This is a genomic window from Promicromonospora sp. MEB111, assembly GCF_030209445.1.
Classification (GTDB): domain Bacteria; phylum Actinomycetota; class Actinomycetes; order Actinomycetales; family Cellulomonadaceae; genus Promicromonospora.
This window is the reverse complement of sequence record NZ_JARVSD010000014.1, coordinates 409,284-436,121: the sequence shown is the minus strand read 5'-3', so window position 1 is coordinate 436,121 and position 26,838 is coordinate 409,284. Positions and strand designations below refer to the sequence as shown.

The window sequence follows — 26,838 nt, the reverse complement described above, 5'->3', positions numbered from 1 at the left end:
CCCCGGCGCCGCGTCCGGAGCGGCCGCGGACCTCCCGTCCGCACCGGACGGCCCGTGGGCCGCGCTGCTGCGGGACGGCGCGGTCGCCGTGCTCGGCCCGGGGGACCTCGCCCGGTCGGTCGCCCGCGCGCTGGTCGCCGGGCTCGCCGCCCGCGGCGCGAGCGTGCGGGTCGACGACGGCGCCCAGGGCTGGTCCTGGATCCGCTGGCTCCCCGACGGCAGGCCGTCGGTGCTGGTGGTCGACGGCCCCCCGGTGGCTGGCGGCTCGCCGGGCAGACCCGCCCCGTCGTCCGCCCACCTCATGGTGTCCGTCGGGACCGTCCCGCCCGGCTGCCGGGCGCTGGTTCAGGTACTCGACGCCCGCCGGGTCCGGATCACGGGGCCGGACGGCGCCGCGCGGACCGTGCCGCTCGTGGGCGTCACCGTCGAGTGGGCCGAGCACCTGGCCCGGCTGCTGGCGGGTGCCGCGCGGCTCGCCCGGACGGCTGCCACGCTGCGTGGCGCCGGCGACGGTCGCGACGACGATCCGCGCCTGCCCGCCGCCGTCTCCCTGACCAGGGCGCACGGTCTCGACGAGGTCCCCGGACCGGACCGGGTCGCCGCTGGCTGGGCGGGCACAGGGGGCCGGACGGCTGCGGAGGACCAGGCGGCTGCGGAGCACCGGACACGCACCGACGGCTGGGCCGTGCCGCTCGGCCTCGGCGCGGACGGCGCGCCCGTGCTCCTGGACCTGGTCCGGGACGGGCCGCACCTGCTCGTCGCGGGTACCACCGGGTCGGGCAAGTCCGAGCTGCTCCAGACACTGGTGCTCGGGCTCGCGCTCGCTCGGCCGCCCGCACACCTCGCGCTCGTGCTGGTCGACTTCAAGGGCGGCGCGAGCCTCGGTGCCTGCGGCCGGCTGCCGCACGTGGTGGGGCAGGTGACCGACCTCGAACCCGGGCTGGCCGCTCGGGCGCTCGCCGGGCTGCGTGCCGAGCTGCGGCGCCGGGAGCGAATCCTCGCGGAGCGCGGCGCGGCCGACGTCGTCTCGCTCCCGCCCGGCGTGCTGCCCCGGCTGGTCGTCGTGATCGACGAGTTCCGCGCCCTGGCCGACGACCTCCCCGCGTTCCTGCCGGCGCTGCTGCGCGTCGCGGCGCAGGGCCGGTCGCTCGGCGTGCACCTGGTGCTCGCGACCCAGCGGCCGGGCGGCGCCGTCGGCCCCGACCTGCGGGCCAACGTCAGCGCCCGGCTGGCGCTCCGGGTCACCGATCCCCTGGAGTCGCGCGACGTGGTCGACGACCCCGCCGCGGCGTACCTCCCGGGCACGACGCCGGGGCGGGCCGTGCTGCGCCTCGGTTCGGCGCCACCCGTGCTGCTGCAGTGCGCGCACGTCACGACGTCGCCCGAGGCGCGGCTGCCCCTGGTCCGCCGCGCGCCCGCACGGCCGGGAGGCCGCGCGACGGCGTCGCGCGTCGCCGTCACGGCCACGCCGGGACCGGACGCCACCGGACCGGATGCCACCGGGCAGGACACCACGGTGCAGGACGTCGCCACACTGGTCGTCGATGCCATCCGCCAGGCCGCCAGTGCGCTGGGTCACCGCCCGGGCGCGCCGCCCTGGCTGCCGCCGCTCCCCCGGTCGGCCGGAACCGCCGACCTGCCCCCGCGTACCCGGCGGGACCGGGACGGCCTCGCGCTCGCCCTGGGCGACGACCCGGAGGGACAGCGCCGCACGACGGTCGCCTGGCGCCCGGCGGACGGCCACCTCGCGGTAGTCGGCCCGGCCCGATCGGGCCGCACGACCGCACTGGTCACGGTGGCCCTGGCCGCGCTGCGCCGGGGCTGGCGGGTCCACGGGATCACGCGCGACGCCGCCGGGCTGGCGGTACTGCGGGACCACCCCGGCTACGCCGGCACCAGCCACCCGGACGACGCCGGGGCGCTGGACCGCCTGCTGTCCGACGCCGGGCCCGCCGCCCCCGGAACGGCACACGGCACGCTGGTGCTGATCGACGGTGTCGAGGACGTGCGCGGCACGCTGCCCCTCGCGACGCTGCGGTCGGGGGTCTCGTTCGCGGTGACGGCCGACGGCCCGTCCGTGGGCGGGCTGGCGGCGCGGTTCGGGCCGCGCCTGGTGCTGCTGAGCACCGACCGCGCAGCCGACGTGGTGCTCGGGGCACCGGCGATGCTCGCGGGTGCGGGCGGGCCGCCCGGCCGGGCCGCCTGGTGCGACCGGGACGATCCGGTGCTGTGCCAGGTGCTCGAACCGGAGGTCGCCCAGCCGGACCGGCCCCGGGTGCTCAGTCCTCCGAGCGGGTCCCGGACGTCGCCGCGACGACGGCGGGCGTCATGAGCAGCACGACCACGCCCACCGCGATCACGAGCGCGGCCCACCCGCCGGGGACGGCAGGTCCGCTGCCGCTCCCGATCGCCGCGATCGACCCGATGATCTGAAAGAGCTGCCAGGTCACGACGGGTCCGCGGCCGGATCGGCGACCCGCGAGAAGTGCCCGGCAACACACCACGAGAACCCAGGCGACTCCCAGGAGGAAGAGAACCAGAAAGAGGCTCACTCCTACTGACATGGAACCGCCCGTAATGAGTTCGCCAAGGAGCACCACGGCGAAGGCAACGAGGCCGATCACCTCGACCACCACGCCGATCACGAGGGCACGAAGAAACGCCGGGACACGAGGTGCGAAAAAGGCTTCCAGTACAGGCACGACGAACTAGGATACTGGCGAGAAGGGTATTCACAATAGTGTGACGGATACCTCAGGGTTCATGGCTCAGAAACTTCGCCGTAACCCCTTGTGCGAGCGTTCACGAGCGTGTGAACCTAGATGCAGCAATCCCACACACCCCCGAACACACCCCCGTCGGTCGCCGCCTGGCGCTCAGGGATCGGAAAACGATCCACAACCAGACCTGCGCGCCCCAGACGCACGACGACGATGCTCCCTAGTGGCGAGCCGGACGGTGGGAAGTTCCTTCCAAGGAGTACGTGACCATGGACTGGCGCCACCGCGCAGCATGCCTCGAAGAGGACCCCGAGCTGTTCTTCCCCATCGGCAACACGGGCCCTGCCCTGCTGCAGATCGAGGAGGCCAAGGCCGTGTGCCGTCGCTGCGACGTAGTCGACACCTGCCTCAAGTGGGCGATCGAGTCCGGCCAGGATGCCGGCGTCTGGGGCGGCATGAGCGAGGACGAGCGCCGTGCGCTCAAGCGCCGCACCGCGCGCGCTCGTCGCGCAGGCTGAACCGACAGCACAGCACCACCCCGCACCACGTTTTCCGCGAGCCACGCCTGAGCACGCCCCCTCCGCCCAGGCGTGGCTCGCGTCATTCCACACCTGTCAGACCCACAGGTCACCCCGGTGACCTGTGGGTCTGACACGTCTGGCGGGGTTCTGACGCGTCAGGGCGGTCAGGAGCGGGCCGGCTCCGCCACCCGCAGCACGAGCTGCAGCACCACCTCGGTGCCGCCGCCGGGCCGCGCCGACCACTCGATGGTCCCGCCGAGCTCGTTGGTGACGAGCGTGCGCACGATCTGCGTGCCCAGACCGCTGCCGGGGCCCCGTCCGCCGGCGCCGCCGTTCTCGGGCAGCCCCACGCCGTCGTCGGCCACGACCACCCGCAGGTCGGAGTTCTCGCGCTCCACGGCGATCTCGACCGTGCCCGCGGAACGCCCGACGAACCCGTGCTCGACCGCGTTGGTGACCAGCTCCGTGAGCACGAGCGCGAGCGGCGTCGCGTCCTGCGCGGGCACCATGCCGAACGAGCCGGTACGCACGGTCCGCACCGAGGTGTCCGCCGACGCGACGTCGGCCGTGAGCCGCAGGGCCCTGCCCACCATGTCGTCGAGCTCGACCTGCTCGTCGAGCGTCTGCGAGAGGCTCTCGTGCACCAGGGCGATCGTCGAGACGCGCCGCATGGCCTCCTCGAGCGCCTCCTTGGCCGCCGGCACGTCCATCCGCCGGGCCTGGAGCCGCAGCAGCGCGGCCACGGTCTGCAGGTTGTTCTTCACGCGGTGGTGGATCTCACGGATCGTCGCGTCCTTGGTGATGAGCTCGCGCTCGCGCCGGCGCAGCTCGGACACGTCGCGGCACAGCAGCACGGCGCCGATGCGCTGGCCGCGGTCGGTCAGCGGCATCGCGCGCAGCGACAGGGACACCCCGTGCGCCTCGATGTCCGTGCGCCACGGGGCGCGCCCCATCACCACGAGCGGCAGCGACTCGTCCACGGGCTGGAGCTGCTCCACCATGTCGGCCGTCACCTCGACGAGGGACTGCCCCACGAGCGGGCCGATCACGCCGAGCCGGTGGAAGCACGACAGCGCGTTGGGGCTCGCGTACAGCACCTCGCCCTCGGAGTTGAGGCGGATCAGGCCGTCGCCCACGCGCGGCGCGCCGCGGCGCGAGCCGGTCGCGGCGTTCGGCAGGGGGAACTCGCCCCGCGGGATCATCGCCACGAGGTCGTCGGCCGCCTCGACGTAGTTCAGCTCCAGGCGCGACGGCGTCCGGCCCGAACCGAGGTTGGTCTGCCGCGCGATCACCGCGACCGCCGTGTCCTTGTGCACCACGGGGATCGCCTCCTCCCGCACGGCGTACGCGCCGAACCAGCGCGGCTCGCGGGCGCGCTGCGCCTTCGCCTCGGCCATCGCCTTGGCGAGCTGCGGGCGCTGCCCCTCGGGCGCGAACGAGCCGACGACGTCGTCGTAGTGCACGGTGGCACCCGTCGACGGCCGGCACTGGGCGATCGCGACGAACCGCCCGTCATCGGTCGGCAACCACAGGACGAGGTCCGCGAACGCCAGGTCCGAGACCACCTGCCAGTCGCCGACCAGGAGATGCAGCCACTCCACGTCGGCCGGCTCGAGGTCGGCGTGCTCAAGGATCAGGTCACTCATCGCGGACACGCGCCAAGCCTATGTCGGAACCGGCTCATGGCCCGATGAGTGCTCGGCGCGTACCCACGGCCCGGGCACGGCTCCTCCAGATCGGACGCGCGCAACGCGTCGGTTAGAGTTCCACCACCGGCATGCCCCGTCGGCGCGAGGAGGAGAGCCCGTGCACCTGACAGTGGACCTGACGTTCCCCGCAGACATCGACGACGTCTCCGCGATGCTCGCCGACGAGTCGTTCGTGCGGTGGCGCGCCCAGCGCTCCACCGGCTCGGTGAACGGCGTGGTCGAGCAGGCCGACGTCACGGGGACCGCGGTCACCGGCTTCACCGTCGTGGTGCGGCGCACCCTGCCGACCGACATCATCCCCGTGCAGGCGCGCCCGTTCGTGGGGGCGCACCTCGAGATCCGCCAGGCCGAGGCCTGGGAGGCGGCGTCCGAGGGGCGCCGCACGGGCACCGTGGCGGTCGAGATCCTGGGCGCGCCGGTGCGGGTCACGGCCACCGCGGCCCTGACCGCCCTGCCCGACGGCGGCACCCGCCTCACCTACGCGGGCGACGTCCGGGCGACGGTCCCGCTGTTCGGCACCGTGATCGAGGAGGCCGCGGTCAGCGCCGTGCGCACCACCCTCGAGACCGAGGCCGAGGCGGGCCGCGACTGGCTCGCCGGCAAGCGCACCGGAACGGCCTGAGCCGTCCCGGACGGGACTTCCCCTGACGGGGATGTCCCTGCCAGGATGCCCCTGCGGATCGCGCCGGACGGCGCGACCCGCGTCAGATCCTGACGAGTTTTTTCCCTTCCAGGCACGACTGCGGCATTTCAGACATCGTTTCTCAATTGGTACTTTACGTTCGTTCCACCTCGTTCGTTTCCCGACGGCGAGGTGCTAGAACCTGAGCGAACATTCGTGTCGGATGTGGGCGAGTTTGTGCTCTGATATCGCTTTCACGCATCGACACGCGTACCGAACACAAGGAGTACCAGTGCCCACCAAACACGGACCGGTCCGAAGCCGGACCGTCGCCCCTCGGCGCGCGGCCGCTGCCGCACTCGCGGCCATCGTCCTGCCCCTCACCGGATGCGGCTCGCTCCTGGGTGAGGAAGCCGCGGGCTCCGACGGCGACGACGCTCCGATCACCCTTACCGTGTCCACGTTCAACGACTTCGGGTACACCGACGAGCTGCTCGCCCGGTACACCGAGGAACACCCGAACGTGACCGTCGAGCACATCGTGGCGCCGACGTCCGACGAGGCCCGCCTGCAGATGCTCAAGGCGTTCACCACGGGTGACGGCTCCGAGCTCGCCGACGTGGTCGCGGCCGAGGTCGACTGGCTGCCGGAGCTGATGGAGCACTCGGAGCTCTTCGAGGACCTGACGGACCCCGAGGTCACCAAGCGCTGGGTGGACTGGAAGGTGGCGCAGGCCACGACCACCGACGGCAAGCTGCTCGGCTACGGTACCGACATCGGCCCCGAGGCGATCTGTTACCGCGCCGACCTGTTCGAGGCGGCCGGGCTGCCGACCGGCCGCGACGAGGTCGCCCAGCTGCTCGGCGGCAAGGGCGCCACGTGGGACCGTTACTTCGAGGTGGGCCGCCAGTTCACGGCGCAGTCCGACGCCGCGTGGTTCGACGGCACCACCGGCATGTTCCAGGGCATGGTCAACCAGCTGCCCGCCGCCTTCGAGGACCCGGCGACGCAGAAGCCGACCGACCTGGCGACCAACAGCGAGGTCCGCGCGATCTACGACCAGATCACGTCCGGCATCAACGACGGTCTCTCGGCGGGCCTGGAGCAGTGGACCCCGCAGTGGACGGCCGGGTTCCAGCAGAACGCGTTCGCCACGATGCTGTGCCCCGGCTGGATGATGGGCCCGATCGAGTCCTACTCCCAGGGGGTCAAGGGCTGGGACGTGGCCAACGTCTTCCCGGGCGGCGGCGGTAACTGGGGCGGCTCGTTCCTGACGGTGCCCTCGGCCGGTCTGCACACCGAGGAGGCCAAGGAGCTCGCCGCGTGGCTCACCGCACCGGAGCAGCAGACGGAGGCCTTCACGACCGCCGGTGCGTTCCCGTCACAGCTCGAGGCCCAGGGCTCCGAGGCCGTGCAGGGCTACGTGAACCCGTTCTTCAACAACGCGCCGGTGGGCACGATCTTCACCGCCCGCGCCCAGTCCATCGACGGGGCCCCGCACAAGGGGCAGTACTACTTCGCCATCCGTGACGAGGTCAACAACGCGCTGGCCGCCGTCGACGCCGGGACGAACAGCCCCGAGATCGCCTGGAACCAGGCGGTGCAGACCGTCTCCGGCTTCCGGATCAAGGAGTAGGCGAACCAGGCTTCGCCCACCCCCTGCCTTGACACGGCAGGGCCCGGACCGCAACGATCAGGTCGCGTGGTAGCGCTCCCACACCCCAGGAGTGGGAGCGCTCCCAGTGCCGGTACGCAGCTGTGCCAAGCGCGGCACGAGATCGCGACCCGCAGGAACCCGTAGGACCAGACCGCACGACAAGGGAGTCCCCAGTGCTGAGCAGTACCCGACCCACGCGGCGCGCAGCCGCCCGTACCCTCCAGGCGACCGCCGGCGTGGCCGCCGTCGCGCTCGCCCTCACCGCCTGCGGCGGTGGATCCGACGAAGGATCTGGCGAGGAGGACGGCCCGATCACCCTGAAGGTCGCGACGTTCAACGACTTCGGCTACACGGACGAGATGCTCGCCGAGTACACCAAGGAGCACCCGAACGTCACGGTGGAGCACGTCAAGGCCGCCACGACGGACGACGCGCGCAGCAACATGACCACCAAGCTCGCCGCCGGCGGCGAGGGCCTGGCCGACATCGAGGCCATCGAGGTCGACTGGCTGCCCGAGCTCACGCAGTACCCCGACCTCTTCACCGACCTGGCCGACCCGGAGCTCGAGGGCCGCTGGGTGGACTGGAAGGTCCAGCAGGCCACCACGACCGAGGGCAAGGTCATCGGTTACGGCACCGACATCGGCCCCGAGGCCATCTGCTACCGCGCCGACCTGTTCGAGAAGGCCGGCCTGCCGACCGACCGCGCGGAGGTCGCCGAGCTGCTCGGTGGCGAGGACGCGACGTGGGAGGACTACTTCGCCGCGGGCCGTGACTTCGTCAAGGAGTCGGACGCCGCCTGGTACGACAGCTCCGCCGGCACCTTCCAGGGCATGATCAACCAGCTGCCCGCCGCGTTCGAGGACCCGGAGACGGGCGAGGCCAAGGACCTGGGCGACAACGCCGAGGTCAAGGCGATCTACGACGAGATCGTCGGCTCGGTCGAGGACGACCTGTCGGCCGGCCTGGAGCAGTGGGGCGACGACTGGGTCGCCGGCTTCCAGAACGACGCCTTCGCGACGATGCTGTGCCCGGCCTGGATGACCGGCCCGATCGAGCAGAACTCCGGTGGCATCGAGGGCTGGGACGTCGCCGACGTCTTCCCCGGTGGCGGCGGTAACTGGGGCGGCTCGTTCCTGACCGTCCCGGCCTCCGGCGAGCACACCGAGGCGGCCAAGGAGCTCGCCGCGTGGCTGACCGCCCCGGAGCAGCAGACCAAGGCGTTCGAGACCTCGGGCACGTTCCCGTCGCAGATCGAGGCGCAGGAGTCCGAGGCCGTCCAGGGCTTCACCAACGAGTTCTTCAACGACGCCCCGGTGGGTCAGATCTTCTCCACCCGGGCCCAGGCGATCGAGGGTGCCCCGTACAAGGGCGCGCACTACTTCGCCATCCGTGACGAGGTCACCAACGCGCTCAACCGCGTCGACATCACCAAGTCGCAGGACGCCGACGAGTCCTGGGACGAGGCCGTCGAGAAGGCTGCCGCGCTCGGCTGAGCAGGCACTGCCTGAAGCGGGCCCGTCCCGGGCCTGAACTGCTGGCCGCGACCGGTGGCCGGGCTCGTCGAGACACGTGTCTCGACGAGCCCGGCCACCGGTCGCGCCACGCGGGCGTCGCACCGAAGCGACGACACGACGATGACACAGCGGAAGATGACCGGAAGATGACATGGCCGTCCTGACACCTCAACGATCAGCACCGGGGTCCGGTGCACCACAGCGCGAGTCGCGCAGACTCGGCTTCTCCCAGCGGCTCGGCCGCTGGGACGTGAAGCTCTCCCCGTACCTGTACATCTCGCCGTTCTTCATCCTGTTCGCGGTGACCGGCCTCTTCCCCCTCGCCTACACGGCGTACGTGTCGGTGCACGAGTGGAGTCTCCTGGGCGGGCAGGGTGACTTCGTGGGCCTGCAGAACTTCGTGGACGTGCTGAACCAGCCCACGTTCTGGAAGTCCCTGGTCAACACGCTGTCGATCTTCGTGCTGTCCTCCGTGCCGCAGGTGATCATCGCCATCACCATCGCCGCCCTGCTGGACCAGAACCTCCGGTCCGCGACCTTCTGGCGCATGGGTGTTCTGATCCCCTACGTGGTCGCCCCCGTGGCGGTGTCGATGATCTTCGGCCGCCTGTTCGCCGACCAGTACGGCCTGATCAACTCGCTGCTCGGCCTGGTCGGGCTCGACCCGATCGCCTGGCACGGCGACCGGTTCGCCAGCCACGTCGCCATCGCGAGCATCGTGAACTACCGCTGGATCGGCTACAACGCGCTGATCTTCCTCGCCGCCATGCAGGCCGTGCCGCGCGACCTCTACGAGGCCGCCGTGATCGACGGCGCGGGCCGCGTGCGCCAGTTCTTCTCCATCACGGTGCCGCAGATCCGCGCCACGATCATCTTCGTCGTGATCACCTCGACCATCGGTGGCCTGCAGATCTTCGACGAGGTCCGCATGTACGACGCGACCGGGCTCGGCGGTCCGGACAAGAACTGGATGACCACCGTCCTGTTCCTGTACGACGTCGCGTGGGGCAACCAGCACAGCCTCGGCCGCGCCTCGGCCGTCGCCTGGATGCTGTTCCTCCTGATCATCCTCATCGGCTTCGTCAACTTCCTGGTCACCCGCCAGATCTCGACGTCGGGCACCGACAAGAAGCCCAAGCGCAAGCGCATCACCAGGGGGAACGCATGAGCTCCGTCGCCGTCACCGCCCAGACCGCCGGCGAGGGCGCGGCCCGGGCCGCCGCCCGCCGCCGGGACCGCAAGGCCGCCGGCAGCGCCACCCGCCGCGCGAGCTGGATCGTCTACGCGCTGCTCGGGATCGTGCTGCTGATCTCGATCTTCCCGCTCTACTACACGCTGCTCCTCGGCTCGTCCGACCCGGTGGAGATCTCGCGCAACGCGGTGCCGCAGTGGTACCCCGACCTGTCGCTGTTCACGCAGTTCCGCACGGTCATCGAGTCGACCCAGATCAACTTCTGGAAGGCGCTGACCAACTCGGTGATCATCGCGGTCGTCGTCTCGGCCGCCGTCGTGCTGTTCTCGACGCTCGCCGGCTACTCGTTCGCGAAGCTGCGCTTCCGCGGCCGCGGGCCCCTGCTCGTGTTCGTCATCGCCACGATGGCCGTGCCGACCCAGCTCGGCGTGATCCCGATGTACATCCTCATGTCGGACCTGCACTGGATCGGCAAGCTCCAGGCCGTCATCGTCCCGGTGCTGGTCAGCGCGTTCGGCGTGTTCTGGATGACGCAGTACCTGTCGGAGTCGCTGCCCTACGAGCTGATCGAGGCCGCCCGCGTGGACGGCGCCTCGATGATCCGCACGTTCTGGAGCATCGCGCTGCCCGCGGCCCGCCCGGCCGCCGCGATGCTCGGCCTGTTCACGTTCGTGCAGCAGTGGACCAACTTCTTCTGGCCGTCGATCGTGCTCAGCTCGGAGAACCCGACGCTGCCGCTCGTCGTAAAGTCGCTGCAGTCGAACTACTTCGTGGACTACTCGTTGGTCATGGGCGGTGTGTTCCTCGTGACGCTGCCGCTGCTGGTGATCTTCGCCTTCGTCGGCAAGCAGCTCGTCGCAGGAATCATGCAGGGAGCCGTGAAGGGATGAACCAGATGACCCGCGACCTCACGCAGAGCTTCAAGACCGACCCGGCGGCGCCGCGTGTGCCCGCCCCCGGCAACGCGCTGCCGTACACGCCGAGCGCGCCGCGCACCGCGCCGTCGTCGAACGCGACCGGGAGCGTGGCCTTCCCCGACGGCTTCCTCTGGGGCGCGGCCACCGCCGCCTACCAGGTGGAGGGCGCCGCCCACGAGGACGGCCGCGAGGACTCCGTGTGGGACGTGTTCGCCAAGGTCCCGGGCGCCGTCCTGAACCAGGAGGACGGCGAGGTCGCCTGCGACCAGTACCACCGCTACCCCGCCGACGTCGCGCTCATGAAGGACCTCGGCATCAAGGCGTACCGGTTCTCGACGTCGTGGTCCCGGGTCGTGCCCGGCGGGCGCGAGGTCAACCCGGCCGGCCTGGCCTACTACGACCGGCTCGTGGACGAGCTGCTGGGCGCGGGCATCCTGCCGTGGCTCACGCTCTACCACTGGGACCTGCCGCAGGCGATCGAGGCCGAGTCGAACGGCTGGGTCAACCGCGACACCGCGTACCGGTTCCGCGACTACGCCGTGACCATGCACGAGGCGATCGGCGACCGCGTCGACGTGTGGACCACGCTCAACGAGCCGTGGTGCGCCGCCTTCCTGGGCTATACGGGCGGCCAGCACGCGCCGGGCCGGCAGTCCCGCGAGGACGGCCTCGCCGCCGCGCACCACCTCATGCTGGCCCACGGGCTGGCCGTGGAGGCGCTGCGCGAGCGCGCGCCGGACGCGAACCTGGGCATCACGCTCAACTTCGAGGTCGAGGACCCGCTGAACCCGGACGACCCCGCTGACGTCGACGCCGCGCGCCGGCTCGACGGGGGCTTCACCCGGATCTTCGCCGACCCGATCCTGCGCGGTGCGTACCCGCTGGACGTGCTGGAGGACGTGCGCGAGTACGGCCTGGAGCAGCACATCCAGGAGGGCGACCTCGAGATCATCTCGACGCCCATCGACTCGCTCGGCGTGAACTACTACCACGGCAACGCCGTGGCCGCGGTGCCGGCCGAGCGCCCGCTGGACGGCGGCGCGCCGGTGAGCCGGCCGTCGTCCAACCCGTTCCCGGGCGGCGACGGCGCGTACACCCACCCGCGCGGCCTGCCCGTGACCACCCAGAACTGGGAGGTGCAGCCCGAGGGCCTCACCCGCCTCCTGCTGCGCCTGCAGCAGGACTACACGGGTCCGCGCGGCATCGCCCTGTACGTCACGGAGAACGGCAGCGCGTACGACGACGTCGTGGGCCCGGACGGGTTCGTGGACGACCAGGAGCGCCTCGGCTTCGTCGACGTACACCTGCGCGCCGTCAAGGATGCGATCGACGAGGGCGCCGACGTGCGCGGCTACTTCGGCTGGTCCCTGCTCGACAACTACGAGTGGGCGTGGGGCTACGGAAAGCGCTTCGGCCTCGTGCGCGTGGACTTCGAGACGCAGGAGCGCACGGTCAAGGCGTCCGGCCGCTGGTACGGTCAGGTCGCGCGGGCCAATGCCGTTCCGGAGCGAAGTGCCGCACCCGTGCCGTACCCGACCGGCGACGACGGCGGAGACAAGGCGGTTCCGACGGAGTGACGACCTCAGGCCCACCCACCCTCGATGACGTGGCCCAGGCGGCCGGGGTGTCCCGGTCGACCGCGTCGCGTGCCATCAACGGCGGCCTGCGAGTCTCCCCCGAGGCGCAGGCGGCGGTCGACGACGCCGTCGCCCGCCTCGGGTACGCACCGAACCGAGCCGCCCGGTCCCTCGTGACCCGGCGCACCGACTCGATCGCCCTCGTGGTGCCCGAGCCGGACCAGCGCATCCTCACCGACCCGTTCCTCTCCGGCACCCTCGCGGGCGTCAGCGAGGGGCTGGCCGGGACGGACCTCCAGCTCGTGCTGCTGCTCGCCCGCCCGGGCGAGCAGCGCGGGCGGGTGGGCCGCTACCTGCGCAGCGGCCACGTCGACGGCGTCATCGTGGCGTCGCACCACAAGGGCGACCAGCTCGAGACGGAGCTCGGGCCGGCGGCGCTGCCGGCCGTCTTCGTGGGGCGGCTGTTCGAGCCCGACCCGTTCTTCTCGCGCGGCCTGCGCTACGTCGACGTCGACAACGTCGCGGGCGGACGCATCGCCACCCAGCGGATGATCGACCGGGGTCGCCGGCGCATCGGCACCATCACCGGGCCGCTCGACATGCCCGCCGGGGTGGACCGGATGACCGGCTGGCGGGACGCCCTGCGCGACGCCGGCCTGCCCGACGACGCGCTGGTCGAGGGCGACTTCACCGTCGCCGGGGCGCTCGTCGCGGCCGCACGGCTCCTGGACCAGCATCCCGACCTGGACGGCATCTTCGCGGCCTCGGACCTCATGGCGGAGGCCACGCTGCGCGTGCTCGCCGAGCGGGGCCGGTCCGTGCCGGGCGACGTCTCGGTGGTCGGGTTCGACGACCTCGGCATCGCCGAGACCACGTCACCGCGGCTGACGACCGTGCACAACCCGGTGGTGCAGATGGTCGGCGCCGCCACGAGCATGCTCGTGGACCTGGTCGCGGGCCGCCCGGTCCGGGACGAGCGCCGGATCTTCGCCCCCCGCCTGATCGAGGGCGAGTCCGCGTAACCGTTGAGTGCTGGGTTTTCGCCCTTCTGAGGTACGAGGAAGGGCGAAAACCCAGCACTCAACGGTGGCTCAACGGTGGCTCTACGCCGTGCGGAGGTGGCCGTAGCGGTGCATCGTGCGGCTGACCGCCTGCTCGCGGAGCATCGTCAGCAGCTCGCGGCGGCCGCTCGCCAGCACCGGTCCGTCCAGCACGGTCACCGAGCCGAGGCGGCTCGCCGCCGCGTCGCGCAGCCCGGGCGCCTCGCCCACCACGCGGATCCGGCCGGTCACCACGCCGTCGGCGACGGACTCGGCGAACGCCTCGTCGCTGGTCTCCTGCCCCACGACGGTCGCCGTGACGCCCGCCCGTGCGGCCGCGGCCAGCACGCGCTGCACCTCGGCGTCCGGCGCGCCCGCGCCGACGCGCACCGTGATGCCCGGGACGGGCCGGTAGCGGAACACGTTCGACTCGACGCCGAGCCCGGACGGGTCGTGCGCCTGCGAGAACTCCGTGAGCCAGGCGCGGGCGTCGTCGGCGCGGGCCCAGGCGAGCCAGCCCGCCGGGTCCTCGGTGCGCGACGGCACGTCGGGCGCGTCGGCCCACCGGCCGAGCTGCGCCACGTAGTTGGGCCCGCCCGCCTTGGCGCCGGAGCCCACGACGGAGGCCTTCCAGCCGCCGAACGACTGGCGCTGCACGATCGCGCCGGTGATGTGCCGGTTCACGTACGCGTTGCCGACCTCGACGCGGTCGAGCCAGTGCTCCACCTCGGCGTCGTCCAGCGAGTGGATGCCGCCCGTGAGGCCGAACGACACCGCGTTCTGCAGCGCGAGCGCCTCGTCCAGCGTGCGGGCGGTCATGATGCCCAGCACCGGTCCGAAGGCCTCGGTGAGGTGGAAGAACGAGCCGGGGCGCACACCGTCGCGCACACCCGGGGTCCACAGGCGGCCCTTGCCAAGGCCGGCCTCCTGCGCCACCGCGTCCAGCCGGCGCGGCCGCACGAGCCAGCTCTCGCCCGCCTCCAGCGTGGTCAGCGCGCGCAGCAGCTTGCCCTGCGCGGGCTCGGTGAGCGGGCCCATCACGGTGGCCAGGTCGGTGGCGGGTCCCACGGCGAGCGAGGACACGGCGTCGACGAGCTGGCGGCGGAACCGCTCCCCCGTCACGGTGCGCGGGTCGCCCACCGAGCCGACGAGGATCACGAGCGACGCCGCGGAGCACTTCTGCCCCGCGTGCCCGAACGCCGAGCGCACCACGTCGGCGACGGCCAGGTCGAGGTCCGCCGACGGCGTCACAACGATCGCGTTCTTGCCCGACGTCTCCGCGAGCACCGGGAGCTCGGGGCGCCAGGACGCGAACATCTCCGCGGTCTCGATCGCGCCCGTGAGGATCACGCGGGACACGCCGTCGTGCGTGACGAGGCGGCGGCCGAGGTCGCCGTCCGGCACGCGGACGAACTGCGCGACGTCGCGCGCGATGGCCGGGTCCAGGCCGATCTCGGGCGCCACCTCGTCGAGCGCCGCGTGCACGGCCTCGACGGCGATCTCCAGGCAGCGCGGCGTGGGCGGCGCAGGCTTGGCGATCACGGAGGAGCCGGACGCGAGGCCGGCGAGCACGCCGCCGATCGGGATCGCGACGGGGAAGTTCCAGGGCGGCGTGACCAGCGTGACGCCGTCCGGCGTGTACCGGGCGCCCGGCCAGGCCTCCGACGTCGGGTCGAGGGCCTCGGCCGCCTGCGCGTAGTAGGCGGCGAAGTCCACGGCCTCGCTGACCTCGGGGTCCGCCTCGGCGACGGTCTTGCCGGCCTCGTGCACCATGGCGGCGACCAGGTCGGTGCGCGCGGCCTCGAGGTGCTGGGCCGCGGAGCGCAGCACGCGGCCGCGGTCTGCGGGGGCCACCTTGGCCCAGGCCGCACCCGCGCGGCGGGCGAGCGCCACGACGTCGTCCACCTGGGCGGATGTCGCCAGCGGCTCGGCCAGGGCCGGCACGTACCCCGAGCGCGTGCCCGTGACCTGCTGGGCCCAGGCCCGGTGCTCGGCGACCGCGGGGTCGGTGTCGGCGGCGTTGTGGAACGGCCCGGTCACCTGCTCCGGCGCGGGGCGCGGACGGCGGCGCGGGGCCACGTCGTCGGGCGCGTAGTGCACGCCCAGCTCGACGGAGGCGCGGAACGCGGCCTCCTGCCGGTCCATCGCTGACGTCGGGACGGCAGCGCTCTGCGGCGCGAACGCCGCGTGCAGGAAGTTCTGCTCCGTGGCGTTCTCCTCCAGGCGGCGCACCAGGTAGGAGATGGCGACGTCGAAGTCCTCGTCGCGCACGACCGGGGTGTAGAGCACCACGCGGCCGCTGTCCTTGGCGACCTCGTCGCGGACGGCGGCGGCCTCGGTGGGCGCCATGCCCTGGAGCATCTCGATGTCGAGCGCCTCGGAGACGCCGCGCGCCCGGCCGAGCAGGATCGCGAGCGCCACGTGGAACAGGTTGTGCGACGCCGCGCCGATGCGGACGGCGTGCGCGCGCTCGGGGCGCAGCGCGTGGTCGAGCATGCGCACGTAGTTGGCGTCGACGTCGGGCTTGGTCGCGTAGGGCGCCTGCGCCCAGTCGTGCAGGGCGGCCTCGACGTGCTCCATGGCGAGGTTCGCGCCCTTGACGATCCGCACCTTGATGCGCGCGCCGCCGTCCGCGACGCGCTTCGCGGCGAACTCGGTGAGCCCGTCCAGCGCGCCCAGGGCGTCGGGCAGGTAGGCCTGCAGCACGATGCCGGCCTCCAGGTCGCGGAACTCGTCGCGGCCCAGGATCTCGGTGAAGACCGCGGTGGTCAGGGCCAGGTCGCGGTACTCCTCCATGTCGAGGTTGAGGAAGACGCCGTGGTCGCGCGCGGCGCGGTAGAGCGGCAGGAGCTGCTCGACGACGCGGTCGCGGGAGCCGTCGAGGTCCCACGTGACGAGCTGCGCGGCGACGCTGGAGACCTTGATGGACACGTAGTCGACGTCGGGACGCTCGACCAGCGCGACGGTGCGGGCCAGACGGCCGGCGGCCTCGTCCTTGCCGAGCACCGCCTCGCCCAGCAGGTTCACGTTGAGGGTGTAGCCCTCGGCCCGGGTGCGGGCGAGGTGGGCGGTGAGGCCGTTGCCGGCGTCGGCCACGAGGTGGCCCACGAGCTGACGCAGCCGGGCGCGGGCGGCGGGGACCACGATGCCCGGGAGCACGGGGGCGGTCAGCGCGCCGGCCCGGAACAGCGCGCGGTCGCTCGCGCTGAGGAACGTGGCACTGCCGGCCTTCTTGCCGAGGCGGGCCAGGGCCTTGGCGGCGACGTGGACGTCCTGCGGGCGGGCGACGTCGTCGACGAACCCGACGGCGAGCTCCAGGCCCGCGGGGTCGGAGACGAGCGCGCCCAGGGCGGCGGAGGCGCGGGCGACGGCCTTGTCGGTCTTCGAGCCGGCGGTGCCGTCGGTGCCGGCGGCGGCCCCGGTGGCGGTGCCGATCCAGGTCCGGGCGAGGGCTACGGCGTCCTCGACGAGGGTGTCGGCGGCGGGCTTCGCGGGCGGCTCGGTCGGAGCCTGCGGCGTCGCGCTGTCCGGTGCGCCTGCGCCCCCGGTCGGGACGTCGGCGGTGTCGGCGCTCCCGCGCCGGGCAGAGGTCTTCATGACACCAGGGTGCACCCGGGGCCGCTCGCGTGTATTGGCAGGATCACTCGCGATCCGCACCTGTTTCGGCCAAGGGGTGGTGCGGTGCGCCGCGTACGATCGGGACCCGATGAGCAACCCGCCGAACGGCGCCGCTCGGCCCGAGGCGCGGGCCCTGCTGGCCGCACTGCACCCCGCCATGGTCGCCCTGATGGACGAGCTGTCCGGCGTCATGTTCTGCGCCAAGGACGCCGACGGCCGGTACGTGCTGGTCAACCAGGTCTTCGTGGGGCGCACGCGCGAGCGGTCGCGGCGCGACGTGATCGGCAAGCGTGCCGTGGACCTGTTCGTCCCCGAGCTGGCCGAGCGCTACGAGAGCCAGGACGAGCTGGTCCGCACCACGGACAAGCCGCTGCGCGGCGAGCTGGAGCTGATCCGGCACGTCGGCGGGGCGCCGGGCTGGTTCCTCACCTCCAAGCTGCCGCTGCACGACGAGTCCGGCGCCTACGTGGGCCTCGTCTCCGTGTCGCAGGACCTGCGGTCGGGCGACGCCGACGACGCGACGATCCAGGCCATGGCCCGGCTGCGCGGGCAGATCGAGGACCTGCTGGAGCACGGCGAGGTGCCGTCGGTCGCGGACCTCGCCGTGCTCGCCGGGTGTGCCCCCGCGTCCCTGGACCGCCGGGTGCGCCGGGTCTTCGGCCTCTCGCCGCGGCAGCTCGTGCTCCGGCTGCGCGTGGACCGCGCGGCCCACCTGCTCACGTCGACCACGGTGCCGCTCGCGGACGTCGCGAGCGCGGCGGGCTTCTACGACCAGCCCTCGTTCACCCGCACGTTCGCGCGGCTGACGGGCGAGACGCCGTCGTCGTTCCGAAGAAGGTCACCCTCTCAACGCGACAGCCGCCGGTAGGCGCGCGCCGTCAGCGGCAGGAACACCAGGGTGAGCACGGCCGGCCACAGCGCCGCGAGGAGCAGGGCGTGGTCGGCCAGGACACCCCCGGTGATGCCGGTCGGGTTGCCGAACAGCTCGCGGCAGGCGGCCGCCGTCGCGGAGATCGGGTTCCACTGCGCCAGGACCGCCAGCCACCCGGGCATCGACTCGGGCGCGACCAGCACGTTGGACAGGAACCCGAGGGGCCACACCAGCACCTGGACCGCCGTCACGCCGCCCTCGCCGCGGAACGTGAGCCCGAGGAACACCCCGAGCACGAGCATCGCGAACCGCAGCCAGAGCAGCAGCACGACGCCGAGCACGGTGGCGGCGACGCTGCCGGACGCGCTCCACCCGATGAGCAGCCCACCCACCATGAGCACCGCGAGCTCGGCCGCGGAGTTCACCAGGTCGGCGCCGGCCCGGCCGAGCGGGACGGCGGCGCCGCTGATCGGCAGCGAGCGGAAGCGGTCGGTGACACCCTTCTTCGAGTCGTTGGCGATGGCGCTCATCGTGGCCTCGATGCCGAACATCATCGAGAGCGCGAAGATGCCCGGCATCAGGTACGCGAGGTAGTCCCCGCCGCCGGGCAGGGCGATCGCGCCGCCCAGCAGGTAGCCGAAGACGAGCACGAGCATCACGGAGAACGCGATCCCGAAGACGGGTGTCCACGGCTCGCGCTGCCAGTGCTTGAGGTCGCGCAGGGTGATCACCCAGCTCTGGCGCAGGGTGGCGGCGACGGCGTTCATCGCAGGGCTCCTTCGGTGGACGCGGTATCGGTGGGTGCAGGGCCGGTGGGCGCAGGGCCGGTGGGCGCAGGGCCGGTGGGCGCAGGGCCGGTGGGCGCAGCGTCGCGCGCCGTGAGGTGCAGGAACACCTCGTCGAGGGTCGGGCGGCGCAGCAGGATGTCGTCGACCTCCAGGCCGGCGGCGTCGAGCGCGCGGACGACGGCGGTCAGCGCCGCCGCCCCGCCGTCCTGCCCCGCCTCGACGGTGACCTGCCGCAGCTCGGCGTCGGCCGTGCCGCCGAGCGCCGCGGCCAGCCGGTCCAGGTCGGCGTGCGCGGGGGCCGTCACGAGCACCCGGTCGCCGCCGAGGCGCCGCTTGAGCTGCTGGGGCGAGCCCTCGGCGACCACCCTGCCGGCGTCCATCACGGTGATCCGGTCGGCGAGCTGGTCCGCCTCGTCGAGGTACTGGGTGGTGAGCAGCACGGTGGTCCCGGCGTCCACGATCTGCCGCACCGTCTGCCAGACCTCGTTCCGGGCCCGGGGGTCGAGCCCGGTGGTGGGCTCGTCGAGGAACAGCAGCGCCGGGCGGCGGATGAGCCCGGCGGCGATGTCCAGCCGCCGGCGCATGCCGCCGGAGTAGGTGGACACCTTGCGGTCGGCGGCGTCCAGCAGCCCGAAGGTGCCGAGCAGCTCGTCGGCCCGCTCGCTCGCGGCGGACTTCGACAGGCCGTACAGGCGGCCGAACATCACGAGGTTCTCGCGGCCGAACAGGATCTCGTCGAGCGCCGCGTGCTGGCCCACCAGCCCGACGGACGAGCGGACAGCGGCGGGCTCCTTGCGCACGTCCCGGCCGGCGACGCGCACCTCGCCCTCGTCGCAGCGGGTCAGGGTGGCGAAGGTGTTGACGGCGGTGCTCTTGCCGGCGCCGTTGGGGCCGAGCAGCGCGTGGACGGCGCCGGACTCGATCTCGAGGTCGAACCCGTCCAGGGCGTGGGTGTCGCCGTACCGCTTGCGCAGTCCGCGGGCGACCAGGGGTGGGAGGGACATGGTGTCTCCTTTTCCGTACAGCGTACGACTAACAGCTCGCCCAGCGTAGCATTCATTCCGTACGGCGTACGAAAAAGTTACGGTGGGTCCATGTCGGACCACCCGGACCCCGTTCTGCGCCTCCTGTGGCGCTACGACGACGGCACGCCGTCCGCGCCGCGGCGCGGGCGCAAGCAGCGGCTGAGCGTGGACGACGTCGTCGACGCCGCGATCCGGATCGCCGACCGCGACGGCCTCCCCGGCCTGTCGATGCGCCTGCTCGCCACGGAGCTCGGGCTCGGCGCGATGAGCCTGTACACCTACGTGCCCGGCCGGGACGAGCTCGTGGTGCTGATGGTGGACCGGGCGCTGGGCCGCCGGGAGCTGCCCGCGATGCCGGACGACCTGCGTGACCGGATGGCACTGATCGCCCGCTTCCACTACGAGGAGTGCCGGCAGCATCCCTGGCTGCTCGAGGTCTCCGGGCTGCGCGCCTGGGTCGGGCCGGGCGCGTCCGACCTGTACGAGTGGCAGCTCTCCGCGATCGAGGGCGCCGGGCTCGACGACATCGAGATGGACCAGACCGTCGCGCTGCTCATCGGCTTCGCCGGGAACGTCGCGCGCGCCCAGGAGAGCATCCGCGCCGAGGAGCGTGCGTCGGGGATGACCCAGGCCGACTGGTGGGCGGCGAACGCCGACGAGCTCGGCGTGGTGATGGCCGGGCGCGAGTACCCGCTCGCCGGACGCGTCGGCGCCGCCGCGGGCGAGGCGTACCAGGCGGCGACGGACCCCGGCCGGGAGATGGAGTTCGGTCTGGCCCGCATCCTCGACGGCCTCGTCGCCCACATCGAGCACAAGCGGGCGGCCGCGGGCTGATGCCGCACCTGTACGACCCGCACAACTGGGGACACCCGTTCCTGGCCACAGGGACGACTGCCCGACCGGCCGCGGAGCGCCTAGGGTCGATCACCATGACGACCATCGCGTTCCCCCTGGTCCCGCGCTCCAACCCTCGCCGCGTGCTGGCCGACCTGCTTCCGGGCACCGTCGCGCGCGACATCGCGCTCGTGCTCGGCGTCGCCGCGCTCACCGCGCTCGCCGCACAGCTGCGCATCCCGATCCCGGGCCTGCCCGTCCCGGTCACCGGCCAGACCTTCGCCGTGCTCCTCGGCGCGGCGGCCATCGGCCCCGTGCGCGGCGTGCTCGCGCAGGTGCTCTACATGACGCTCGGCGTGGTCGGCCTGCCCGTGTTCACCGGCGGCGCCTCGGGCGTCGAGGTGATCCTCGGCGCGTCCGGCGGCTACGTCGTGGGCTTCGTCGTGGCCAGCTTCGTGGTGGGCGCCCTCGCCCGGCGCGGCCTGGACCGCGGCGTGCTCGGCACGGTGCTCGCGTTCGCCGCCGGCACCGCGACGATCTACGCGATCGGCGTGCCGTGGCTCGCCGTGACGACGGGCATGGCGCCCGGCGCCGCACTCGTGGCCGGCGCGGGAGTCTTCCTCGTCGGCGACGCCATCAAGGCCGCCCTCGCCGGCGTCCTTCTCCCCGGCGCTTGGCGGCTGACGGAACGCTGATTCCCAAGCAATGGCACGATCACCGGAAAATCACCGGCCGACACCCCACGGCCGGGCACATTCGCCCATCGAAGCGATACGGTGAGACCGAGGCGCAAACCCCGCGCCGCGCAACCCGCGCCCCCGCCCCGAGGCGGTCGGCGCCGTTCTCCCCCGGAGGACCCACGTGACGACGACAACGACGTCCACCACTACCCCACCGCCCAACTTCGCCCCGTCCGACGCACCCGCGGAGGGCTCCGCGCTGGCGACCGCCCACGCGCAGCTCGCCACCGCGGCCGAGATCCTCGGCTACGACGAGGGCCTGCACCGCATGCTGGCGACGCCGCGCCGTGAGATCCACGTCGCGGTGCCGCTGCGGCGGGACACGGGCGAGACCGTGCTGTTCCACGGCTTCCGTGTGCAGCACAACGTGAGCCTCGGCCCGGGCAAGGGCGGCCTGCGCTACCACCCCTCCGTCGACGTCGACGAGGTGCGGGCGCTGGCCATGTGGATGACCTGGAAGTGTGCGGTGGTCAACCTGCCGTACGGTGGCGCCAAGGGCGGCGTCGCCATCGACCCCCGCGGTTACTCGCAGGCCGAGCTGGAGCGCGTGACCCGGCGGTACACGTCGGAGATCATGCCGATGATCGGCCCCGACACCGACATCATGGCGCCCGACATGGGCACCGACGCCCAGACGATGGCCTGGGTGATGGACACCTACTCGGTCAACCGCGGGTACACGATCCCCGCGGTCGTCACCGGCAAGCCGCTGGCGGTCGGCGGCTCGCTGGGCCGCGGCACCGCGACGTCGGCGGGCATCGTGCACGTCACGGGCGCCGCGCTCGCCGAGGCGGGCGTGGGCCTGAGCGACGTGTCCGTCGCCATCCAGGGCTTCGGCAAGGTGGGCTCGCACGCCGCGGAGATCTTCGCGGCGCGCGGTTCGCGTGTCGTCGCCGTGAGCGACCAGTACGGCGGCATCCGGAACGACGCGGGCCTCGACGTGCCGCGCCTCATGGACCACGTGCGGCGCACGGGCTCGGTCGTCGGGTTCGACGAGGCCGACCCGGTCACCAACGCCGAGCTGCTCGCGCTGCCCGTCGACGTGCTGGTCCCGGCTGCGATCGAGGGCGTGCTCGACGAGGTCACCGCGGGCGCCGTCAAGGCCCGCTGGGTGGTCGAGGGCGCCAACGGCCCGACGACGGAGGCCGGCGACGCCCTGCTCGCCAAGAACGGCATCACGGTCGTCCCCGACGTCCTCGCGAACGCGGGCGGCGTGGTCGTCTCGTACTTCGAGTGGGTCCAGGCGAACCAGACCTACTGGTGGACCGAGCAGGAGATCGCCGACAAGCTCGAGCACCGCATGACCACGGCGTACGCCGAGGTGTCGGCGCTGGCCCAGCGCGAGGCGCTGTCCCTGCGCGACGCCGCCCTGGTCATCGGCGTCAAGCGCGTCGCGGAGGCGCACCAGATCCGGGGCCTGTACCCCTGATCCGGCCTCCGGCCCGTGAACGTGCCGGACCCCCAGGTCACTTCGGTGACCTGGGGGTCTGACACGCTCACCTACGCTTGCGGCGTGGAACAACTTGTCGCGCGCCTGCGCGCCGCCGGCTGCGTGTTCGCCGAGGACGAGGCCCGGATCCTGCTCGAGGCCGCGACGGCCGACGGCACGACCGATCCCGTCCGGCTGGAGTCCCTCGTGGCGGCGCGGGTGGACGGGCTGCCGCTGGAGCACCTGGTGGGCTGGGCCGAGCTCGACGGCCGCCGCTGGCTGGTGGCGCCCGGGGTCTTCGTCCCGCGGCAGCGCTCGGAGCTGCTGATCCGGGAGGCGACGGCGCGCGCCCTGTCCGACGCCGTCGTCGGCACCCCCGCGGCCGGTGCGGCGGCCGGCCCCGTCCTGGTCGTCGACCTGTGCTGCGGCTGCGGCGCGCTCGGCGGGGCGGTCGCGGCCCGGCTCCTGGCGGCGGGGCACGACGTCGAGCTGCACGCCGCCGACGTCGACCCCGTGGCCGTGGCCTGCGCGCACGAGAACCTGGAGGCGCTGGCCGCGGAGTCCTTCGCCGCGCGCGCCGCGGGGACCGGACGGCTCACCGCGCACACCTGTTCCGGCGACCTGGCGGATCCGCTCCCGCGCGAGGTGTGGGGCCGCGTCGACGTCCTGGTCGCGAACGCGCCCTACGTGCCCACCGAGGCGATCGGCATGATGCCGCCGGAGGCCCGCGAGCACGAGCCGCACACCGCGCTCGACGGCGGGGACGACGGCCTGGTCATCCTGCGCCGCGTGATCGACGTCGCCCCGGGGTTGCTGCGCCCGGGCGGCCACCTGCTCGTCGAGACGGGCGAGACCCAGGTGAGCGCCGCCGTCGGCCACCTGGAGGCGGCGGGCCTGAAGCCGACGGTCCTGACGGACGACGACCTGGGCGCGACGGCCCTGGCCGGGACCCGCCCGGCTGCCTGACCCGCCGGGACGGGCCCGGCCCGTCGGGCTGCCAGACGCACTTCGAGACCCACGTTTCTGCGCTTCCGGCTGTCGAGAGCGACGAGACGTGGGTCTCGAAGGGGAGGTCGACCGGGGCGAACCGGCCGGCCGGGTCAGCTCAGGGGCTGGCGGTCCGCCCAGTCGGCCAGGAGCGTGCGCGGGCCCGTGAAGAACGGGACCTCCTCGCGCACGTGCCGGCGGGCCTCGGTCGCGCGCAGGTCGCGCATGAGGTCGACGATGCGGTGCAGCTCGTCGGCCTCGAACGCGAGGATCCACTCGTAGTCACCCAGCGCGAACGCGGAGACGGTGTTGGCCCGGACGTCCTTGTAGGGGGCCGCCGCCATGCCGTGGTCGCGCAGCATGGTGCGGCGCTCCTCGTCGGGCAGCAGGTACCAGTCGTAGGACCGGACGAACGGATACACGGACAGGTAGTCGCGCGGCGCCTCGCCGGCGAGGAACGCGGGCACGTGCCCGCGGTTGAACTCGGCCGGGCGGTGCAGGGCGGCGACCGACCACACCGGCTCCAGGGAGCGGCCCAGCTCGGACGCGCGGAGCCGCTGGTAGGCGCCCTGCACGGCCTCGATCGACGGGCCGTGGGTCCAGAGCATGAGGTCGGCGTCGGAGCGCAGGCCGCCCACGTCGTACCAGCCGCGCACCACGAGGTCGCCGGAGGTGGCGGCCGGGTCCACGGCACCGCCGACGGCGGCCTCGGCGTCGGCCACGACGGCCTTGCGCTCGTTCTCGTCCGCCGGGAGCGTCTCGGTCAGCGAGAAGACCGAGAACATCGTGTACCGGATGCCCTCGTTGATCGCGGTCGTGTCGATCTCGTGCCCGGAGTCCCCGTGCACGTGCGTGTCGTTCATGTCTGCCTCTCTGTCATGGGCGGTCGCGGGCACCGCGTGGACCTCAGGAGTACAGGTCCGTGCTGCACAGGACCGGGACGCCGCTCGGCTCGCCGTCCCGGCGCAGGCAGCAGCCCGGCGCGCAGACCGAGCGGAGGGCCGGGAGCGACCCCTCGGTCGCCTCGGTGACCTGCTCGCCACGAGCCAGCGCGGCCCGCTCCAGCAGCAGGTCCACCAGGCCGCTCACGAACGGTTCCCGCACGCCGACCGTACCGGCTCGCACGGCGGTGATGCCGAGGTCCTTCGCCGTGGCGAGCGCCTCGGTGTCGAGGTCGTAGGCGACCTCCATGTGGTCGGAGATGAATCCGATCGGCGACAGGACCACGTCGCGGACGCCGTCGGCGGCGAGCGACCCCAGGTGGTCGTTGACGTCCGGCTCCAGCCACGGCTGGCTGGGCGGGCCGGAGCGCGAGCAGTAGGCCAGGTCCCACGGCACCTCGTGCCCGAGCCGCTCGGCGGCCCGCGCCGCGACGACCGCGGCCAGGTCCAGGTGCTGCTCGGAGTACGTGGCGTGCGAGATCCGCGACGCCGCCTCCATGGTGTCCGGGATCGAGTGCGTGACGAAGACGAGCCTCGCCGCCGCCCCGGACCCGCCGTCGGCCTCGAGCGTGGCGTACGCCTCGACGACGGCGTCGACGTTCGCCTGCACGAAGCCCGGGTGGTTGAAGTAGGGGCGGATCTTGTCGAACTGCACCCCGGTCGACCCCTCGGCGCCGAGCTGGCCGCGCTTGTCCAGCGTGACGGCGAGGTCCTCGCGGTACTGGCGGCAGCCAGAGTAGGACGCGTAGGCGCTGGTCACGAGCGCGACGGCGCGCTTGGCACCCAGCTCCTCCAGCTCGTCGACGGCGTCGTTCGTGTACGGCGCCCAGTTGCGGTTGCCCCACACGACCGGGAGGTCGAGGCCGCGGGCGGCGAGCTCGGCCTCGAGCGCCGCCTTCAGCGCGAGGTTCTGCTCGTTGATGGGGCTCTTGCCGCCGAACCCGTAGTAGTGCTCGCCCACCTCCTCGAGCCGCTCGTCCGGGATGCCCTTGCCCGCGGTGACGTTGCGCAGGAACGGCACCACGTCCTCGGGCTGGTTCGGGCCACCGAAGGAGTAGAGCAGGAGGGCGTCATACGGCGCGGCGTCGTGCGCCGCAGGCTGGGGGGAAATCGCGGGCATGCGCACATCCTTCCACCGTCGGGCACGCGGGACCGACCGGAGAGGCGCCAACGGGACGTGACATCGAACCGACGCCCTGTCAGAACCTCCCGCTCAGGCGCGGGCGTGCGCGTTCCCCTCCCGCAGCCGCTCGCGCAGCCCCGGGAGGGCGCCCAGGAGGGCCGGCGGCACGGGGCTCCGCGTCACCATGGACAGCGTGACGCGCCCGCGGAACGGCGCCGGCACCGTGCGGTCGCCGGGGGCCGCGTACCAGCGGGCCACCATGTCGGGCACGACGGCGGCGCACCGCCGCTCCCGCGCCGTCCGGACCGCGGCCTCCGCCGTCGCACCGGGTCGCGCGTGCGCGCCCAGCTCCGTGAGCCGCCGGTGCAGGACGTCGCCCGTCAGGTCGAGCGGGCAGTAGACGACGGTCTGCCCCTCGTACGGGCGCCGGCCGGATCCCGGCACGGGGGCGCCGGCGGGCAGCAGCGTGACCAGATCGTGCCGCCCCACCTCGGTGACCACCAGACCGCGCGCGATCGGGACCTGCTTGGCGATGCCCGTGAACGCCGCGTCGAGGGCGCCTCGCTCGACCCACTCCAGCAGCCGCGGGCCGTGGTCCACCTCCGGCTGCACCACCACGTCGTCGAGCAGTACGTCGAGCGCCGCGAACAGCGTGCCCGCGATGCTGGGGAACGCGCCCACGGAGACGGTGCGCGACTGCGCTGCCGCCAGGGCGCGCTCGACGATCGTGCCCAGGTGGTCGAGGACGTGGGCGGCCTGATCGCAGAACTCCCGCCCCGCCGCCGTCGGCCGGGCGCCGGTGGTGTCGCGGTCGAACAGGCTCGTTCCCACGCGCCGCTCCAGCGCGGCCAGCCGCTGGCTCGCCGACGGCTGGCTCACCAGCAGCTCGCGGGCCGCGGCGCCGAGCGACCCGTGCCGGGCGACGGCGTCGACCAGCCGGAGGTCCTCGACCGTGGGATATGAGGTCATAGGGCCAGCCTATGGCTCGCCATGTCCGGCAGACGTCTACC

At 73.1% G+C, this 26,838-nt stretch carries 21 protein-coding genes; 14 read left to right on the top strand and 7 right to left on the bottom strand.

The genetic code is table 11. The features are described 5' to 3' along the window. Nucleotides 1-2,332, top strand: a 2,332-nt coding sequence (locus tag QRN56_RS19230; protein WP_285105894.1) for an FtsK/SpoIIIE domain-containing protein, incomplete at its 5' end; no start/stop codon positions are given. A gap of 657 nt (nucleotides 2,333-2,989) precedes the next feature. Next, nucleotides 2,990-3,238 carry a WhiB family transcriptional regulator gene (locus tag QRN56_RS19225; protein ID WP_026365970.1) on the top strand — a complete coding sequence of 83 codons (249 nt, stop codon included), beginning with the start codon at nucleotides 2,990-2,992 and terminating at the stop codon, nucleotides 3,236-3,238. A 167-nt stretch (nucleotides 3,239-3,405) separates the two neighbouring features. Here the strand turns inward: QRN56_RS19225 and QRN56_RS19220 are convergent, their stop codons facing one another. After that, nucleotides 3,406-4,887, bottom strand: coding sequence for a sensor histidine kinase (locus tag QRN56_RS19220; RefSeq protein WP_285105921.1), 1,482 nt, complete (start codon nucleotides 4,885-4,887; stop codon nucleotides 3,406-3,408). A 160-nt stretch (nucleotides 4,888-5,047) separates the two neighbouring features. On the opposite strand from QRN56_RS19220, the gene QRN56_RS19215 reads away from it, so the two are divergent. The 7 genes from QRN56_RS19215 (at nucleotide 5,048) to QRN56_RS19185 (ending at nucleotide 13,454) form a co-directional block, all read left to right on the top strand. Further along, nucleotides 5,048-5,572: a DUF2505 domain-containing protein gene (locus tag QRN56_RS19215; RefSeq protein ID WP_182619209.1), complete on the top strand. Its 525-nt coding sequence runs from the start codon at nucleotides 5,048-5,050 to the stop codon at nucleotides 5,570-5,572. Between the two features lie 292 nt (nucleotides 5,573-5,864). Then, entirely contained in the window at nucleotides 5,865-7,208 is a 1,344-nt protein-coding gene (locus QRN56_RS19210) for an ABC transporter substrate-binding protein (RefSeq protein WP_285105892.1), read from the top strand. 194 nt (nucleotides 7,209-7,402) lie between these two features. After that, entirely contained in the window at nucleotides 7,403-8,725 is a 1,323-nt protein-coding gene (locus QRN56_RS19205; RefSeq protein WP_285105889.1) for an ABC transporter substrate-binding protein, read from the top strand. A 172-nt stretch (nucleotides 8,726-8,897) separates the two neighbouring features. Then, nucleotides 8,898-9,914 carry a carbohydrate ABC transporter permease gene (locus QRN56_RS19200; RefSeq protein WP_285105888.1) on the top strand — a complete coding sequence of 339 codons (1,017 nt, stop codon included), beginning with the start codon at nucleotides 8,898-8,900 and terminating at the stop codon, nucleotides 9,912-9,914. Beyond that, nucleotides 9,911-10,828, top strand: coding sequence for a carbohydrate ABC transporter permease (locus tag QRN56_RS19195; RefSeq protein WP_285105886.1), 918 nt, complete (start codon nucleotides 9,911-9,913; stop codon nucleotides 10,826-10,828). The genes QRN56_RS19200 and QRN56_RS19195 overlap by 4 nt, the downstream gene beginning before the upstream one ends. A gap of 5 nt (nucleotides 10,829-10,833) precedes the next feature. Further along, nucleotides 10,834-12,432 carry a GH1 family beta-glucosidase gene (locus tag QRN56_RS19190; protein ID WP_285105884.1) on the top strand — a complete coding sequence of 533 codons (1,599 nt, stop codon included), beginning with the start codon at nucleotides 10,834-10,836 and terminating at the stop codon, nucleotides 12,430-12,432. Between the two features lie 29 nt (nucleotides 12,433-12,461). Next, nucleotides 12,462-13,454 carry a LacI family DNA-binding transcriptional regulator gene (locus QRN56_RS19185; RefSeq protein WP_285105883.1) on the top strand — a complete coding sequence of 331 codons (993 nt, stop codon included), beginning with the start codon at nucleotides 12,462-12,464 and terminating at the stop codon, nucleotides 13,452-13,454. 81 nt (nucleotides 13,455-13,535) lie between these two features. Here the strand turns inward: QRN56_RS19185 and QRN56_RS19180 are convergent, their stop codons facing one another. Further along, nucleotides 13,536-17,069: a bifunctional proline dehydrogenase/L-glutamate gamma-semialdehyde dehydrogenase gene (locus QRN56_RS19180; RefSeq protein WP_285105881.1), complete on the bottom strand. Its 3,534-nt coding sequence runs from the start codon at nucleotides 17,067-17,069 to the stop codon at nucleotides 13,536-13,538. A 109-nt stretch (nucleotides 17,070-17,178) separates the two neighbouring features. Between QRN56_RS19180 and QRN56_RS19175 the strand changes: the two genes are divergently transcribed. After that, a complete protein-coding gene (locus QRN56_RS19175; protein WP_285105879.1) occupies nucleotides 17,179-17,958 on the top strand; it encodes an AraC family transcriptional regulator in 780 nt (259 codons plus the stop codon). Here QRN56_RS19175 and QRN56_RS19170 read toward each other — a convergent pair. Continuing rightward, nucleotides 17,937-18,728: an ABC transporter permease gene (locus QRN56_RS19170; RefSeq protein WP_285105877.1), complete on the bottom strand. Its 792-nt coding sequence runs from the start codon at nucleotides 18,726-18,728 to the stop codon at nucleotides 17,937-17,939. The genes QRN56_RS19175 and QRN56_RS19170 overlap by 22 nt on opposite strands. Continuing rightward, complete coding sequence (locus QRN56_RS19165) at nucleotides 18,725-19,753, bottom strand: ATP-binding cassette domain-containing protein (RefSeq protein WP_285105875.1); 1,029 nt, start codon at nucleotides 19,751-19,753, stop codon at nucleotides 18,725-18,727. The genes QRN56_RS19170 and QRN56_RS19165 overlap by 4 nt, the downstream gene beginning before the upstream one ends. Nucleotides 19,754-19,843: 90 nt before the next feature. Between QRN56_RS19165 and QRN56_RS19160 the strand changes: the two genes are divergently transcribed. From QRN56_RS19160 to QRN56_RS19145, 4 genes are all read left to right on the top strand, one after another. Continuing rightward, on the top strand, nucleotides 19,844-20,608 hold the full coding sequence (locus QRN56_RS19160) for a TetR/AcrR family transcriptional regulator (RefSeq protein ID WP_285105873.1): 765 nt from the start codon (nucleotides 19,844-19,846) through the stop codon (nucleotides 20,606-20,608). A 95-nt stretch (nucleotides 20,609-20,703) separates the two neighbouring features. Then, nucleotides 20,704-21,303: a biotin transporter BioY gene (locus tag QRN56_RS19155; protein ID WP_285105872.1), complete on the top strand. Its 600-nt coding sequence runs from the start codon at nucleotides 20,704-20,706 to the stop codon at nucleotides 21,301-21,303. A 166-nt stretch (nucleotides 21,304-21,469) separates the two neighbouring features. Beyond that, complete coding sequence (locus QRN56_RS19150; protein ID WP_502928819.1) at nucleotides 21,470-22,777, top strand: Glu/Leu/Phe/Val family dehydrogenase; 1,308 nt, start codon at nucleotides 21,470-21,472, stop codon at nucleotides 22,775-22,777. Nucleotides 22,778-22,861: 84 nt separating this feature from the next. Next, complete coding sequence (locus QRN56_RS19145) at nucleotides 22,862-23,743, top strand: putative protein N(5)-glutamine methyltransferase (RefSeq protein WP_285105870.1); 882 nt, start codon at nucleotides 22,862-22,864, stop codon at nucleotides 23,741-23,743. Between the two features lie 134 nt (nucleotides 23,744-23,877). On the opposite strand, the gene hemQ is transcribed toward QRN56_RS19145, so the two are convergent. From hemQ to QRN56_RS19130, 3 genes are all read right to left on the bottom strand, one after another. Further along, a complete protein-coding gene (hemQ, locus tag QRN56_RS19140; RefSeq protein ID WP_285105869.1) occupies nucleotides 23,878-24,627 on the bottom strand; it encodes a hydrogen peroxide-dependent heme synthase in 750 nt (249 codons plus the stop codon). A 43-nt stretch (nucleotides 24,628-24,670) separates the two neighbouring features. Next, nucleotides 24,671-25,825, bottom strand: coding sequence for a ferrochelatase (locus QRN56_RS19135; protein ID WP_285105867.1), 1,155 nt, complete (start codon nucleotides 25,823-25,825; stop codon nucleotides 24,671-24,673). 93 nt (nucleotides 25,826-25,918) lie between these two features. Continuing rightward, a complete protein-coding gene (locus QRN56_RS19130) occupies nucleotides 25,919-26,797 on the bottom strand; it encodes a LysR family transcriptional regulator (RefSeq protein WP_285105865.1) in 879 nt (292 codons plus the stop codon). Nucleotides 26,798-26,838: the final 41 nt, after the last annotated feature.